General features: G+C 72.6%; 15 protein-coding genes. 3 read left to right on the top strand and 12 right to left on the bottom strand.

The window, feature by feature from the left end; genetic code table 11:
• Window positions 1–26: 26 nt before the first annotated feature.
• The 4 genes from PV350_RS06275 to PV350_RS06290 form a co-directional block, all read right to left on the bottom strand.
• Complete coding sequence (locus PV350_RS06275) at window positions 27–788, bottom strand: AIM24 family protein (RefSeq protein ID WP_499513843.1); 762 nt, start codon at window positions 786–788, stop codon at window positions 27–29.
• Between the two features lie 16 nt (window positions 789–804).
• The gene (locus tag PV350_RS06280) at window positions 805–1,488 is read right to left on the bottom strand and encodes an AIM24 family protein (RefSeq protein ID WP_500333086.1); all 684 of its coding nucleotides are present in this window, start codon (window positions 1,486–1,488) and stop codon (window positions 805–807) included.
• A gap of 12 nt (window positions 1,489–1,500) precedes the next feature.
• Window positions 1,501–3,159 carry a TerD family protein gene (locus tag PV350_RS06285; protein WP_500333087.1) on the bottom strand — a complete coding sequence of 553 codons (1,659 nt, stop codon included), beginning with the start codon at window positions 3,157–3,159 and terminating at the stop codon, window positions 1,501–1,503.
• An 87-nt stretch (window positions 3,160–3,246) separates the two neighbouring features.
• Window positions 3,247–3,822: a M48 metallopeptidase family protein gene (locus tag PV350_RS06290; protein WP_500333088.1), complete on the bottom strand. Its 576-nt coding sequence runs from the start codon at window positions 3,820–3,822 to the stop codon at window positions 3,247–3,249.
• A gap of 216 nt (window positions 3,823–4,038) precedes the next feature.
• Here PV350_RS06290 and PV350_RS06295 point away from each other — a divergent pair, with 216 nt between their 5' ends.
• Window positions 4,039–5,160 carry a TOMM precursor leader peptide-binding protein gene (locus PV350_RS06295; RefSeq protein WP_499516937.1) on the top strand — a complete coding sequence of 374 codons (1,122 nt, stop codon included), beginning with the start codon at window positions 4,039–4,041 and terminating at the stop codon, window positions 5,158–5,160.
• Between the two features lie 70 nt (window positions 5,161–5,230).
• The gene (locus tag PV350_RS06300; RefSeq protein WP_499513840.1) at window positions 5,231–6,601 is read left to right on the top strand and encodes an ABC1 kinase family protein; all 1,371 of its coding nucleotides are present in this window, start codon (window positions 5,231–5,233) and stop codon (window positions 6,599–6,601) included.
• 22 nt (window positions 6,602–6,623) lie between these two features.
• Here PV350_RS06300 and PV350_RS06305 read toward each other — a convergent pair whose 3' ends face one another.
• The 5 genes from PV350_RS06305 to PV350_RS06325 all read right to left on the bottom strand — a co-directional run bounded on the left by PV350_RS06305 (window position 6,624) and on the right by PV350_RS06325 (window position 10,312).
• A complete protein-coding gene (locus PV350_RS06305; RefSeq protein ID WP_326572546.1) occupies window positions 6,624–6,824 on the bottom strand; it encodes a hypothetical protein in 201 nt (66 codons plus the stop codon).
• A 73-nt stretch (window positions 6,825–6,897) separates the two neighbouring features.
• Window positions 6,898–7,209 carry a putative WhiB-interacting protein gene (locus PV350_RS06310; RefSeq protein ID WP_499513839.1) on the bottom strand — a complete coding sequence of 104 codons (312 nt, stop codon included), beginning with the start codon at window positions 7,207–7,209 and terminating at the stop codon, window positions 6,898–6,900.
• Complete coding sequence (locus PV350_RS06315; RefSeq protein ID WP_499513838.1) at window positions 7,206–7,553, bottom strand: WhiB family transcriptional regulator; 348 nt, start codon at window positions 7,551–7,553, stop codon at window positions 7,206–7,208. Before PV350_RS06315 ends, PV350_RS06310 begins: the two co-directional genes overlap by 4 nt.
• 105 nt (window positions 7,554–7,658) lie before the next feature.
• On the bottom strand, window positions 7,659–7,949 hold the full coding sequence (locus PV350_RS06320; protein ID WP_499513837.1) for a hypothetical protein: 291 nt from the start codon (window positions 7,947–7,949) through the stop codon (window positions 7,659–7,661).
• A gap of 152 nt (window positions 7,950–8,101) precedes the next feature.
• Window positions 8,102–10,312, bottom strand: a complete 2,211-nt coding sequence (locus tag PV350_RS06325) for an ATP-dependent DNA helicase UvrD2 (RefSeq protein ID WP_500333089.1) — start codon at window positions 10,310–10,312, stop codon at window positions 8,102–8,104.
• Between the two features lie 153 nt (window positions 10,313–10,465).
• Between PV350_RS06325 and PV350_RS06330 the strand changes: the two genes are divergently transcribed.
• Complete coding sequence (locus tag PV350_RS06330; protein ID WP_499513835.1) at window positions 10,466–10,723, top strand: glutaredoxin domain-containing protein; 258 nt, start codon at window positions 10,466–10,468, stop codon at window positions 10,721–10,723.
• Between the two features lie 54 nt (window positions 10,724–10,777).
• Here the strand turns inward: PV350_RS06330 and nudC are convergent, their stop codons facing one another.
• From nudC to PV350_RS06345, 3 genes are all read right to left on the bottom strand, one after another.
• Entirely contained in the window at window positions 10,778–11,731 is a 954-nt protein-coding gene (gene nudC / locus PV350_RS06335; protein ID WP_499513834.1) for an NAD(+) diphosphatase, read from the bottom strand.
• A 43-nt stretch (window positions 11,732–11,774) separates the two neighbouring features.
• Window positions 11,775–13,163, bottom strand: a complete 1,389-nt coding sequence (locus PV350_RS06340) for a dipeptidase (RefSeq protein WP_500333090.1) — start codon at window positions 13,161–13,163, stop codon at window positions 11,775–11,777.
• 10 nt (window positions 13,164–13,173) lie between these two features.
• Window positions 13,174–13,734: PD-(D/E)XK nuclease family protein (locus PV350_RS06345; RefSeq protein ID WP_500333091.1), on the bottom strand; the 561-nt coding region annotated here is incomplete at its 5' end.

Below are 13,734 nucleotides of genomic sequence, written 5' to 3' on the forward strand. Positions count from 1 at the left end.
CGCGGGGCGGGACCGGCGGCGGGAGCTCAGCGGTTGCTGAAGATGTTGCCCTGGTTCATCCCGTGCGCGCCCTGCTGGCCGAAGCCGTACTGGGCGGCGGCGCCACCGCCGAGCTGGGCGTTCTGCGGCGGCATCAGCTCGCTGGGCTGCACCAGGACGTGGCCCTGGCCGAGGAAGTTGAGCTCCCAGCCCTCGCCGGTGTTGCCGCGCCGCCGCCAGACGCCCGAGGAACTGGTCTGCGCCTGCATCTGCACCCGGAGCGAGGACGACCAGGCGACGACCGCGTCGGAGTCGGCCGAGACGTACTTGTCCGGGGTGACCGGCATCAGCAGCGGCTTGCCCGAGGTCATCAGCGCGACCTTGCCGCGCCCCGTGATGTTGAGGTTGTAGGCGCCGCTGCCGGAGATGCCGAACTGGCTGTCGACGGAGATGACCTCCCAGTGCAGCCCGGAGTCGAGCGCCAGCACATAGGCGCCGTCCACGGTCAGGCCCTCCTGGTCCACGTCGACGACGTGGATGTGCTGGGCCAGGTTGGCGAGGTAGACCGTGCCCTGCCCGGAGCAGCGCATCAGCTCCAGGCCCTCCCCGGTGCGGTGGCGGGCGGTGCGCTGGGCGTGGCTCTGGTACTCGCCGTCGAACTCGATCAGGCCCTGGTACGCGACCATGGCGCCCTTGCGGGCCAGGCAGTCGGTGCGGCCGTCGAGCTTGACCCGCAGCAGGTACGGGTTCTGGAGTGCGTACTGGTCCTCGGTCTGGACCTCGGTGTAGCCGAAAAGCGGGCTCTGCATGGTGTCTCGCTCCCCCTCAGCCCCGGACTCGGAGGCGGTCGGTGCTGTCCTCACTGGGCTGTACGACGACGAAGCCCTGACCGGAGAAGCCGATCTGGAAGGCCTCGCCGCTGCCGCGCCCGATGAGGGCCGACGCCTTGAAGCTGCGCTTCGCCTTCGTCTTCAGCCCGCTCGACCAGGCCACGAGGGCGTCCGGGTCGACGTAGGTCTCGTCCTCGCCGCGGCCGCAGTCGACCACGACCGGGGTGCCGCGCGAGGTGATGGCCACCCAGCCGGTGCCCGAGATCCCGACGTTGAACAGACCCTGGCCGGCGAACTTGGCCAGGCCCTTCACCCGCTCCACGCCCCACTGGAGGTGGGCGTCGAAGGCGAGCAGATTGCTTCCGTTGACCGACAGCGCCTCGTTGTTGAGGTAGACGCAGACGACGTCGGCGCCGTAGTCGGCGAGGTAGAGCAGTCCGTCGCCGGAGCACTTCATGATCGGTGCGCCCTCGCCGGTGAGCCACTGCGAGGCCATCTGGCGGACGGCGGGCGGGTTGGGCTCGTACTGGACGAAGCCCTCGTAGGCGACCATCGAACCGGTGCGCGCGAGGAGGTCCTGGCCGCTCTGCATCGCCACCTTCAGCATGCTGCTGCCGTGGTTCTCCATGCGGGCGGTGACCGGTGCCGGGGCGTACCCGGAGATCAGTGACTGGTCCATGACGGGCTCCCCTCAGACCTCGTACGGCTGGACGATGATGAAGTTGCCGGGGGCGCCCCGGAACTGCAGGTTCACGGTCTCCCCGCTGTGTCCCGGGTAGGCGTTCCTGCGCAGCCGCACCTGGCTGGAGAGCACCACCTGCGAGGCCGCCGACCAGGCGACGATCGCGTTGCTGTCGGCGTAGGTGGTCGGGGTGACCGGCAGCACCACCGGGGTGCCGTGGGTCTTGACCACGACGGTGCCCGTGCCCTGGAACTGCATCGTGAACAGGGCGCCGCCGGGGATGCCGTGACCCTCGATGCGGCGCACCTCGTGCTGGAGGGACTCGTCGAAGGCGAGCACGTTCTCGGCGGAGACGCAGATGGCGTCGCCCTGGAGCTCGATGGGGTGCAGGTAGGACGCGTCCTCGGCGAAGAAGACCTGGCCGCGGCCGGTGCAGCGCATCAGCTGCATCTCCTGGCCGGTCATGTTGCCGACGATGCGGCCGGTGAACCCGGCGCCCTTGTAGCCGAATTCGACCTTGCCCTGGTAGAGCACCATGCTGCCCTGACGGGCGAGCACGGGCTGGCCGCCGGCCTGCGAAAGGTCGGCGCGCATCAGCTTCGCGTTCTGCTGGGTCCAGCGCTGGCCGGTGGGCAGCTCGCGGTACTTCTGCATCGCGGCCGCCAGCCCGGCGCCCGGGGTCTGGGGGACCTGGCCGGCGTGCGGGGCCTGCGGCGGCTGGCCGAACGCGGGCTGACCGAACGCGGGCTGACCGAACGCGGGCTGACCGAACGCGGGCTGACCGGGCATGCCCTGACCCGGCATCGGCTGACCGGGGACGGGCTGGCCGTAAGGCGGCTGACCCGGCATCTGGCCGGGGACCTGGCCCGGAGGCGCCTGCGGCGGCGGGACCTGGCCGAACGGCGGCTGGCCCGGGGGCGCCTGCGGCGGGGCCTGTGTCGGCGTGGTCATCGGCGCCACCATGGTGGGGGCGGCGTGCACGGGGGCCGGAGCCGGTGCGGGCGGAGCGCCGAAGGCCGGTGCGGGCTGCGGCGGGGCGGGCGGCGCGGCGGCCGCCGGGGGCGCGAACCCGGGCGCGGCACCCGCCGGAGGCCCGAATCCCGGTGCCGCGGCGGGCTGCTGCGGCGCCGCCTGCTGCTCCTCGGCGACCTCGCCGCCGAAGTTCTTCAGCAGGGCGTCGAGCCCGCCGTCGAAGCCCTGGCCGACGGCGGCGAAGCGCCAGACGTCCTTGAGGTAGAAGTCGGCGAGCATGACCGCGCGCTCGGTGCTGAACTCGGCGCCCGTGAAGGTGTAGCGGGCGACCTCCTCGCCCCCGGCGACGATCCTGACGTAGCCCGGGCCGATCTGCGACATCTGCCCGGCGCCGTCGATCGTCGCGGTGAAGCTCAGCTTCTGGATCTGCGCGGGGATCCGGTCCAGCGTCACGCGGAAGGACTCGGTGTCCCCGGCCTGCGCCCCCAGCTGCTGGATCGCCTCCTCGGGCGACTTGGGCTGGTTGAAGAAGATGAAGTAGCGGTCGTCGGACAGCTGTTCCCCGGCGTCGAGCCCGAAGCAGCTGATGTCGAAGCCGAGACCGGGGCCGCTGATCTGCACGCCGATGTACAGATCCGTCCCTGCGGTCAGGTCACTGATCTTGGCCTTGTGGCCGCGCTGGAATTCCCTGGCCATTGCTAAGGACCGTCCCCCCATCCGTACGTACGTACTTGTTGCGTTGCGCCAGGCTAACCGCTGGCCGTGACAGGGGCTATTCCCCCGTTATTCCTCGCGTGCCGTGGGCGGGTGGGGCAGCCGGGCCGCGGCGGCGACGCCCTCGAGGTACCCGCGCGCACGTTCGGTGCGCGGGTAGGGCTCCAGCAGCTTCCAGAAGTCCGGCCCGTGGCCGGGCACCAGGAGGTGGGCGAGCTCGTGGAGGAGCACGTAGTCGACGACGTACTCGGGCATGCCCTGGAGGCGGTGGGACAGGCGGATGCTGCCCTCGGCCGGTGTGCACGAGCCCCAGCGGGAGTTCTGGTTGGTGACCCAGCGCACGGTCCGCGGCATGGCGCGGCCGCCGAGGTACTGCGCGGACAGCTGCGCGGCGCGGGCGGCCAGTCCGTCGTCGCCGAGCCTGCGGCGGCTCTCCTGGGCGGCGAGCTTGTCCAGCATGACCGTCACCCAGCGCTTCTCCTCGGCGACGGACATCCGGGCGGGGATGAGGACCACGGTGAGGTCGCCCTCGCGGTACGCCGACACCGTCCGGCGTCGACGGGCGCTTCGGCGCACTTCGACCGCGCTGGTCCGGGGGGCGCGCGGGGGCTGGCCGGAAAGGCTCTGGGCGGGGTCGGCGGACACGCCCCGACGTTACCCGCACCGGGTCCGGGAAGTCCCGCCCGCGGGGGTGCTCGGTGAGAAAGGAGAGCAGAGAGATACCGGGCTGTAGTCATATCGAATGATCATTTGCATCGCCTGTGGATAACTTTCCCGGCCCGTGCGGGGATATCGGGCATGCTGGCCTGACACGGAATCGGAACGATCTCTCGATCGGGAACTCTGCCCACGGGGGTGGCGATGCGTCCCATGCTCAAGCCGGCGATGCGCCGCAGTTGGCGCAGCCGGGAAAGCCTGCAATTCGGCGTCGACCCGGCGCACGCGGTGGTCCTGGACCCCGTGGACGGTGCTGCCGCCGCCTTCCTCGACCTGCTCGACGGCACGCGCGGACTCGGTCCGCTCGCCCGCGAAGCGGAATCGCTGGGGCTGCGGCCCCCGCAGGCGCGGCGGCTGCTCGGATTGCTGGCCGAGGGCGGTGTGCTCGACGACGCGACGGCGCACGCCGAGCTGTCCGAGACGATACGGCACCACTCGGCCGCGCTGGACCGGCTCCGCCCCGACCTGGCGGCGCTGTCCGTGGTGCACTCCGACCCCGGTGGTGCGGCGGACCGGATGGGCCGGCGGCGGGCGGCCCGCGTACGGGTGGCCGGGGCGGGCCGGGTCGGCGCGACCGTCGCGGCGGTCCTCTCCGCGGCGGGGGTCGGCCGGGTCGACGTGCGCGACGGCGGCCGGGTCGAGCCCTGGGACACCGCTCCGGGCGGCATCCCCGCCGAGCACATCGGTGAGCGCCGGGACGCGGCGGCGCGGGGTCTGGTGCGCAGGGCGGCGCCCGATCCGCGGGCGGCGGCGGTGGGCCGCCGGGGGCCGTCCGCCGCGCCCGAGCCCGGACTGTCGCTGGTGGTGGTCGCGCCGCGCGACGGTCTGGCCGCCTACGCCCCTGACGCCCAGGAGGCCGAACCGCTGATGGCCGCCGGGATCCCCCATCTGTACGCGGGGGTGCTGGAAGGCCGGGGCGTGGTGGGTCCCCTGGTGGTGCCGGGGAGCACGGGGTGTGCGGAATGTCTGGGACTGCGGATGGCGGACGCCGACGCGGCCTGGCCCAGGGTGCTGGCGCAGCTGAGGTCCGGGCGGAGCGGGGTCCCCGCCTGCGACGTCGCGCTGGCCACCACGGTCGCGGGGCTCGCCGCCGCGCACGCCCTGGCCTTCGTCGACGGCGGCCGGCCGCCGAGCTGCGGGGGGCGCGTCGAGATGGGCCTGGCCCGGCTCACGACGGAGGTGCGGCCGGTGCCGGGTGACCGCAGATGCGGCTGCGGTGCGCACGCCGCGGGTGCCGGCGCGGCGGACGACGCCGGAGGTTTGTGACACGGCCGGTGCCATGGTCCGGGAGGGGAGGGGGACAATGACGACGTGACCGATCGGAAAGAGGGGGCGCATGTCTGATCTTCCGCGCAAAGCCGTGACCCGTACCGCCAAGTTGGCGGCGCTCCCACTGGGATTCGCCGGGCGGGCGACACTGGGACTGGGCAAGCGGCTCGGCGGGCGCCCCGCGGAAGAGGTCGCCACCGAGCTGCAGGAGCGGACGGCCGAACAGCTCTTCAAGGTCCTCGGCGAGCTGAAGGGCGGTGCCATGAAGTTCGGGCAGGCCCTGTCGGTCTTCGAGGCCGCCCTGCCCGAGGAGGTCGCGGGCCCCTACCGCGCCGCCCTCACCAAGCTGCAGGACGCGGCGCCGCCGATGCCCGCCCGCACCGTGCACGCCGTACTGGCCGAGCGCCTCGGCGAGGACTGGCGCACCTTCTTCATCGAGTTCGAGGACCAGCCGGCGGCGGCCGCCTCGATCGGGCAGGTGCACCGGGCCGTGTGGCACGACGGCCGCAAGGTCGCGGTGAAGGTCCAGTACCCCGGCGCGGGGGACGCCCTGCTGTCGGACCTCAACCAACTCGGCAGGGTGGCGAGGCTGTTCGGGCCGCTGATCCCCGGCATGGACATCAAGCCGCTGATCTCGGAGCTGCGCGACCGGGTCTCGGAGGAGCTGGACTACGAGCTGGAGGCACAGGCCCAGCACGCCCACGCGGTGGAGTTCGCCGACGACCCGGACGTGGAGGTGCCGGACGTGGTGCACCGCACGGACCAGGTGCTGGTCACGGAGTGGATGGACGGGGTGCCGCTGGCGGAGGTGATCTCGCGGGGCACGGCGGAGATGCGCGACCGCGCCGGTCAGCTGCTGGCGCGCTTCCTGTTCGCCGGCCCGGCCCGCACCGGGCTGCTCCACGCCGACCCGCACCCGGGCAACTTCCGGCTGCTCGTCGACGACGGCCCTGCGGAGGGCTGGCGGCTGGGCGTGCTCGACTTCGGCACCGTCGACCGCCTGCCGGAGGGCCTGCCGGTGCCGATAGGGACGGCGCTGCGCCTGGCGCTGGCCGACGACGCGGAGTCGGTGCACTCGATGCTCCGCCAGGAGGGCTTCGTCAAGCCGACGATCGCACTCGACCCGGACGCCGTGCTGGACTACCTGCGGCCGATCATCGAGCCCGCGGCGGTGGACGAGTTCACCTTCGCGCGTGGCTGGATGCGCGCGCAGGCGGCGCGGGTCGCCGACCCGCGCTCACCCGCGCACCAGTTGGGTAAGCAGCTCAACCTGCCGCCCTCGTACCTGCTCATCCACCGGGTGACGCTCAGCACCATCGGGGTGCTGTGCCAGCTGGCGGCCACGGTCAGGCTGCGGGACGAGCTGCTCGAGTGGCTGCCGGGCTTCTCCGGGGAGGACCTGGCCCCGCTGCCCGAGGCCGAGGACGCCTCGGCCTAGCCACAGGGGGGCCGGGACGGCCCTACCACCAGGAGGAGTCCAGCCGGCCCTCGATACTGCGGATGTTGGTGCGGGCACAGTCGTCGCAGAAGTACACGCGGCTGCCGTTCTCGACGGAGCAGGTCCAGGTGAGGGGGAGTCCCTCGGCGACGGCCCCGCAGCGGGCGCACGTCGTCGTGGTGGGAGCAGTCCCGACCCGTTCGAATTGAGTCTTCTGGTCCACTTCGTGACGATACCGCGGGGCCGGTCGAAATCGACCGGCCCCGCGGTTGTGTGTCGTTGCCGATGTGTGAGCGCTACTGCATCACGGCCATCGCCAGCGCCCGGCGGGCGCGCAGCGAGGCGCGTTCGGCGCGGCGCTGCAGGCGCCGGGCGTTGAGCACGCGGAGGGCCATCCGTTCGTGCTCGGCCTCGTAGAGGCGCTCTTGCATATGGGCACGCGCCATGGCTTCTGGCATGAGTTGCATTTCGAGGTTCCTGTTCTGACGCTCAGCGGGAGCGTCGGAGGGCGGGGCGGGGCGTTCGGTGGCGGACGGGTTCATCGGGGCCTGCTTCTTGGGGTCGTGCGTGAGGGGACGGTCGATCGTTCCGACGGCAGGGCGCTTCATGCCACAACCGCGTTCTTGCGCGGACGGCCACGGGGACGCTTGCGCGGCACCACGACGCCCTGCACGAAGAGCTCTCCACCCCAGACACCCCAGGGCTCACGGCGGTCCTTCGCGCCGGCGAGGCAGGCCTCGAGGACCGGGCAGGTCTGGCAGAGCGACTTGGCGTACTCGACATCGGCCGGGGACTCGGCGAAGAAGACCTCCGGGTCGTAGGTCCGGCACGGGACGGGGACGCCGAGGCGGTCGATCTCGTCGTCGAGCTCGGTGAGGGGCAGCAAGGGGACCTCCGGGTCAGGCGGGCGTACGGGGGCGGGTACGGACGGTGCGTGCGGGGTGAGATGCACGATCGCTTCGTTCCTCATCTGTTTGTCGGGGGGTGGGGAAAACAGAAGGGCCGCGGATCCCGGTCTGGGATTCCGCGGCCCTGGAGGTGCCGGCCTGATCGTCGATCAGGCTGGATCACTCCAGGGTTCGAGCCCGCGGGAGGCCCACTTCGGGTGCTGCTGCTTCTGGGTTCCGGCACCATTGGTCGCCGCAAAGGCATAGGCCTGGGCCTCAGCCATTACTGCCACCGCCGGCGCCTGCGTCGGTCGCTCGCCGCCGCGCTCCCGAATGGAGAGAACGGTGGTGGGCAGACCGCCGGACAGGCGGCTGGACAGACCGGTGCCACGGAGCGAGGCACCAAGGGAGCAGGCGGCGGCGACCGGACGATCGGTCATTTTCGTCATGAACCTGGTCACTGGTCTCGCCTCCTCTCGGCGTCTCGTTGGGCTGGTCTGACAGGTGGTGCTGGGTCAGTACATCACGGATCGCACCGCTCCGGGAAGGTCCTTCACAGAGCCGCGCCGTTCGCGCTCACGCAGGCTATGGGGATTTCCTCGGGGCGCGCAAACTATTTTCCGGGCTCTTCCGCAACAGCTTCGTCACCGGCCTCGCCGACGGGCTCCCGCCCCGTGCACAGGGCGAGGACGTCGGCGCCGAACTTGTCCAGTTTGCGGGCCCCGACCCCGGAGATGACGGACAATTCACCCTCCGTGGTGGGCCGCACCTCGGCGATCGCCAGCAGCGTCTTGTCGGTGAAGACGCAGTAGGCCGGTTGGCCCAGTGCCTTGGCCTGCTCCACCCGCCACTCGCGCAGCCGCTCGTACAGCGCCTCGTCCATGTCGGAGGGGCAGTCCTCACAGCGCATCAGCTTGATCTCACCCGCGTCGGACAGGGTGCGGCCGCACACGCGGCACTGCACCGGCCCGCGCCGCTTCCTGCCGCCCGGGCCGCGCTCCACGCCGCCCGTGGCGGCCGAACGGCCGCCCGCCCTGCCCCGGGCCGCCGAACCCGGCCGCAGCCCGTCCAGGAAGCGCGAGGGCCGCCTGCCGCCGCGACCGCCCGGCGAGCGGGACAGGGCCCACGACAGGACGAGGTGGAACCGGGCGCGGGTGACGCCGACGTAGAGCAGCCGGCGCTCCTCCTCGACCTGCTCGTCGGTCTTGGCGTAGGTGATCGGCATCGTGCCCTCGGTCAGGCCGACCAGGAACACCGCGTCCCACTCCAGGCCCTTGGCGGCGTGCAGCGAGGCCAGGGTGACGCCCTCGACGGTCGGGGCGTGCTGGGCGCCCGCGCGTTCGTCGAGCTCGGCGACGAAGTCCGCGAGCGTGGCCTCCGGCCGGGCCCGCGCGAAGTCCTCGGCGAGTCGCACCAGGGCCGCCAGCGACTCCCAGCGGTCGCGGACCGCGCCCGACCCGGCCGGGGGCTCGGAGGACCAGCCGCGGCTGCTGAGCACCGCCCGCACGTGCGCGGGCAGGTCCGCGTCGTCCAGACCCGGGTCGGAACCGCCGCCCGCCCGCGCGGCCCCGCGCAGCAGCATCCCGGCCTCGCGGACCTCGGGACGCTCGAAGAAGCGCTCGGCCCCGCGCAGCTGGTACGGCACGCCGGCGTCGGCCAGCGCCTGCTCGTAGACCTCGGACTGGGCGTTCACCCGGTAGAGCACGGCGATCTCGCTGGGCCGAACGCCCCCGTCGATCAGCTCGCGGATCCGCCGGGCGGTGCCCTCGGCCTCGGCGGGCTCGTCGGCGTACTCGGTGTAGACCGGCTCGGGGCCGGCCTCGCGCTGCGAGACCAGCTCCAGACGGTGCTGGGCGGCCTGGCCCCGGGCCTGGGACAGCAGCCCGTTGGCCAGGTGCACCACCTGGGGGGTGGAGCGGTAGTCGCGGACCAGCTTGACCACCGTGGCCTCCGGGTGCCGGCTGCGGAACCCGAGCAGGAACTCCGGGGTGGCACCGGTGAAGGAGTAGATGGTCTGCGAGGCGTCGCCGACGACGCAGAGGTTGTCCCGGCCGCCGAGCCACAGGTCGAGCAGCCGCTGCTGCAGCGGGCTGACGTCCTGGTACTCGTCGACGACGAAGTGCTGGTACTGGGAGCGGACGGCCTCGGCGACGTCCGGCCGGTCCTCCAGGACGCCGACGGTGAGCAGCAGCACGTCCTCGAAGTCGATGACCCCGCGGTCGCGCTTGAGCTGCTCGTACGTCGTGTAGATGCGGGCGATCTCGGCGGCGTCGCGCGGGATGTCCCGGGCCGCCTTGGCGGCGGCCGCCGGATAGTCCTCCGGGACGGTCTGGGTGACCTTGGCCCACTCGATCTCGCCGGTGACGTCGCGCAGCTCGTTGCGGTCCAGCCGGATGCGGGAGCGCGCCCCGGCCTCCGCGACCAGCTGGATCTTGCGCTCGGCCAGCCGCGGCATCTCGCCGCCGATGGCCCGCGGCCAGAAGTACTGCAGCTGGCGCAGCGCCGCGGAGTGGAAGGTGCGCGCCTGCACGCCGCCCGCGCCGAGCTGCCGCAGCCGCCCGCGCATCTCACCGGCCGCACGGGCGGTGAAGGTGACCGCGAGCACACTGGCGGGCTGCATCATCCCGGCCCGCACCCCGTACGCGATCCGGTGGGTGATCGCGCGCGTCTTGCCCGTGCCGGCTCCCGCCAGCACGCACACCGGGCCGTGCAGGGCGGTGGCGACGGCGCGCTGCTCGGGGTCGAGCCCGGCGAGCACGGCGTCCGCCGAGTCCGGGACGGCTGGGAAGTCCGGGAAGAGCGGGGTGTGGGTTGGTGCAGTCACCCCGCCATGCTGCCAGGTCCCGGGAGACGGCCGGGAAAGTTATCCACAGCTGAGGTGGGATGGTCGTACCGCGAACGATTGCAAGGAATGCCGAGACGAGGGGTTAGCGTTCTCGGGATCGACGTCATCCCCCGCCTTGAGGAGCGAACACCGATGTCCGGCACTGTGACGATGTACAGCACCACGTGGTGCGGATACTGCCGCCGCCTGAAGGGTCAGCTGGACCGTGAGGGAATCACCTTCACGGAGGTCAACATCGAGCAGGACCCGGACTCGGCGAAGTTCGTCGAGAGCGTCAACGGGGGCAACCAGCTCGTCCCGACCCTCCTGGTGTCCCCCAAGAGCGGCGCCGAGCCGGTCGCGCTCAGCAACCCGAGCCTGGCCCAGGTCAAGCAGGCCCTCGCCGGCTGAGGCCGGCCCGGCCCGGCCGCGCGGCAGGCACGGCCGGGCCGCACGGGCCCGCGCTCAGCGGCGGGCCGGCAGCGGCATCCCGTACCAGCGCTCGATCAGCCGCGCCGCGATGGAGATCCCGTACGGCGGCAGCACCTCGCCGGTCTCCATCGCCTTGCGGTACTCCTCGCGCGAGAACCAGCGCGCCTCGTGCAGTTCCTCGCCGTCCACGGTGATCTCCGCGGACGTGGCGCGCGCCATGAAGCCCAGCATCAGGCTGGAGGGGAACGGCCAGGGCTGGCTGGAGACGTAACCCACCTCGCCGACGGTCACGCCGGCCTCCTCGGCGACCTCGCGCACCACGGCCTGCTCGATGGACTCCCCCGGCTCGACGAAGCCGGCCAGCGTCGAGAAGCGCCCCTCCGGCCAGTGCGCCTGGCGGCCCAGCAGCGCCCGGTCCTCCTCGTCGGTGACCAGCATGATCACCGCCGGGTCGGTGCGCGGGTAGTGCTCCGCGCCACAGGCCGGGCAGCGGCGGATGTGACCCGCCGCGGCCACCACGGTGCGCTCGCCGCAGCGCGAGCAGAAACGGTGCATGCGCTGCCAGTTCTCCAGGGCGACCGCGTGCACCATGAGCCCCGCGTCGCGGTCCGACAGCAGGGCCCCGACCTCCCGCAGCCCCGCCGGGCGGGCGGCCTCGTCCAGGCGTCCGGGCAGCGCGTCCTTCTGCAGCGCGAAGTAGCGCACCCCCTCCTCGTCGACGCCGAGGAAGTAGCGGTGCACCTCGCTCTCCGGTGCCTCGAAGCTCGGCATCATGACCAGCTCGGTGCGGCCGTCCGGGGTGTCCTCGACCAGGACCTGCCCCCCGGAGACCACGAACACCTGCGTCTTCGGGTGGCTCCAGGCCGCCGCCAGCCACGCCTCGTCGAGCCGGTGCTCGGCGGCGCGGTCCACGCCCGACGGGCGGGCGAGGGGCGGCGGGAAGGCCGTCGCGTCGAAGGTGGTTCCGGTTCCGGACGTATCGGACAAGATTGCTGTCAACTCCCCGTAGCGCGCGGATGGATGCGGATGCTCACAGAGTCGTGAACTCGCTCCAGAGGTACGCGGACGTCTCCACGCCCTTGAGCAGAAGGTCGAGTTCCACCTTCTCGTTCACCGAGTGCCAACCGTCGGACGGCACGGAAATTCCCAGGAACAGGACGGGGACATCGAGCACGTCCTGCAGGTCGGCCGCCGGGCCCGAGCCGCCCTCGCGGGTGAACAGGACCTCCTTGCCGAAGGCCCGGCCCATGGCCCGGGTCACCGCGCCCAGCGCGGGGTGGTCCAGCGGGGTCAGGCAGGGGCGGGTGGCGCCCCAGAAGGTGATCTCGTGCCGGATCCCGGCGGGGACGCGCGCGGCGACCCAGTCGGCGACCAGCCGCTGCACCCGGTCGGTGTCCTGCCCGGCCACCAGCCGGAACGACAGCTTCAGCTGCGCCGAGGACGGCACGATCGTCTTGCCTCCGGGGCCCTGGTAGCCGCCGCCGATGCCGTTCACCTCGGCGGTCGGCCGGGCCCAGACCCGCTCCAGGGTGGAGTAGCCGGCCTCGCCGCTCGTCGCGTGCGACCTCGCGGTGCGCAGCCAGCGCTCCTCGTCGAAGGGCAGCCGGGCGAACAGCTCGCGCTCGCGGTCGGTCAACTCGACGACGCCGTCGTAGAAGCCGGGGATCGTCACGCGGCCGTCCGCGTCGTGCAGCGCCGCGGCCAGCCGGGCGGCCTCGGTCGCCGGGTTGGGGACGGCGCCGCCGAAGGAACCGGAGTGGATGTCCTGGTCGGGGCCGTACAGGTCGACCTGGCAGTCGGCCAGGCCGCGCATGCCGGTGCACACGGTGGGGGTGTCCTCGTCCCACATGCCGGTGTCCGAGACGATCACGGTGTCGCAGGCGAGCCGTCCGGCGTGGGCGCGGACGAGGTCGGTGAAGTGCGGGGAGCCCGACTCCTCCTCGCCCTCGATCAGCAGCTTCAGGTTCACCGCGGGGGCGGTGCGGCCGGTGGCGGCCAGGTGGGCACGGACGCCGAGTGTGTGGAAGAACACCTGTCCCTTGTCGTCGGCGGCGCCCCGTCCGTACATCCGGCCGTCGCTGATCCGCGGCTCGAAGGGCTCGCCGTCCCAGCCGTCCTCGAGGGCGGCGGGCTGCACGTCGTGGTGGCCGTAGACCAGCACCGTCGGCGCGTCCGCCGCGTCGGAGGGCCACTCGGCGAAGACCGCGGGAGCACCCGGGGTCTCCCACACCTCGGCCACCGGGAAGCCGGTCTCCTTCAGCTTCGCCGCCAGCCACTCGGCGCTGCGCCGTACGTCGGCGGCACGCTCCGGATCGGCCGAGACGGAGGGGATGCGCAACCACTCGGCGAGGTCGCCGAGGAAGGCGTCACGATGTGCTCCGAGGTAACTGCGGACGGCGCTGTCCGGGGTGGTGCTCATGTCCTTGAGCCTATCGGGCGGCGCCGGAACCCTCGGCGTCGGCACCGGGCGCGTCCCCCGGCCCGGGCTCCGGGCCGCCCAGCAGGAGGCGTTCCAACGCGGCCCGGCCGGGCAGCGCCTCGGGCCGGATCAGCTCCCCCGTCCTCACGTGCAGGAAAGCGGCCGTGACCTGTGACAACGGCACTCCGTGCCGCTCGGCCCAGGCGAGCCGGTAGACGGCGAGCTGCAGCGGGTCGGCGGTGCCGGCCCGACCGGTCTTCCAGTCGACGATCTCGTAGCCCTCACCCTCCCGGTACACCGCGTCGATCCGGCCGCGGATCACCCTCCCGGCGAGGTCGATCTGGAACGGCGCCTCGACGCGGTAGGGGGTGCGCTCGGCGTACGGGGTCCGCAGGAAGGCCTCCTTGAGTTCGGCGAGGTCGCGCTCGTCGGCGATCTCGTCGTCGCCCTCGATGCCGGGCAGCTCCTCGGGGGCGATCAGCGGCAGTTCCTCGAACCGGGACTCGACCCAGGCGTGGAAGCGGGTGCCGCGCCGGGCCGCGGGCCGTGGTGGGCGGGGCATGGGTACAAA

This window comes from Streptomyces sp. PA03-6a, assembly GCF_033792765.1.
In the GTDB taxonomy this organism is placed as follows: Bacteria; Actinomycetota; Actinomycetes; order Streptomycetales; family Streptomycetaceae; genus Actinacidiphila.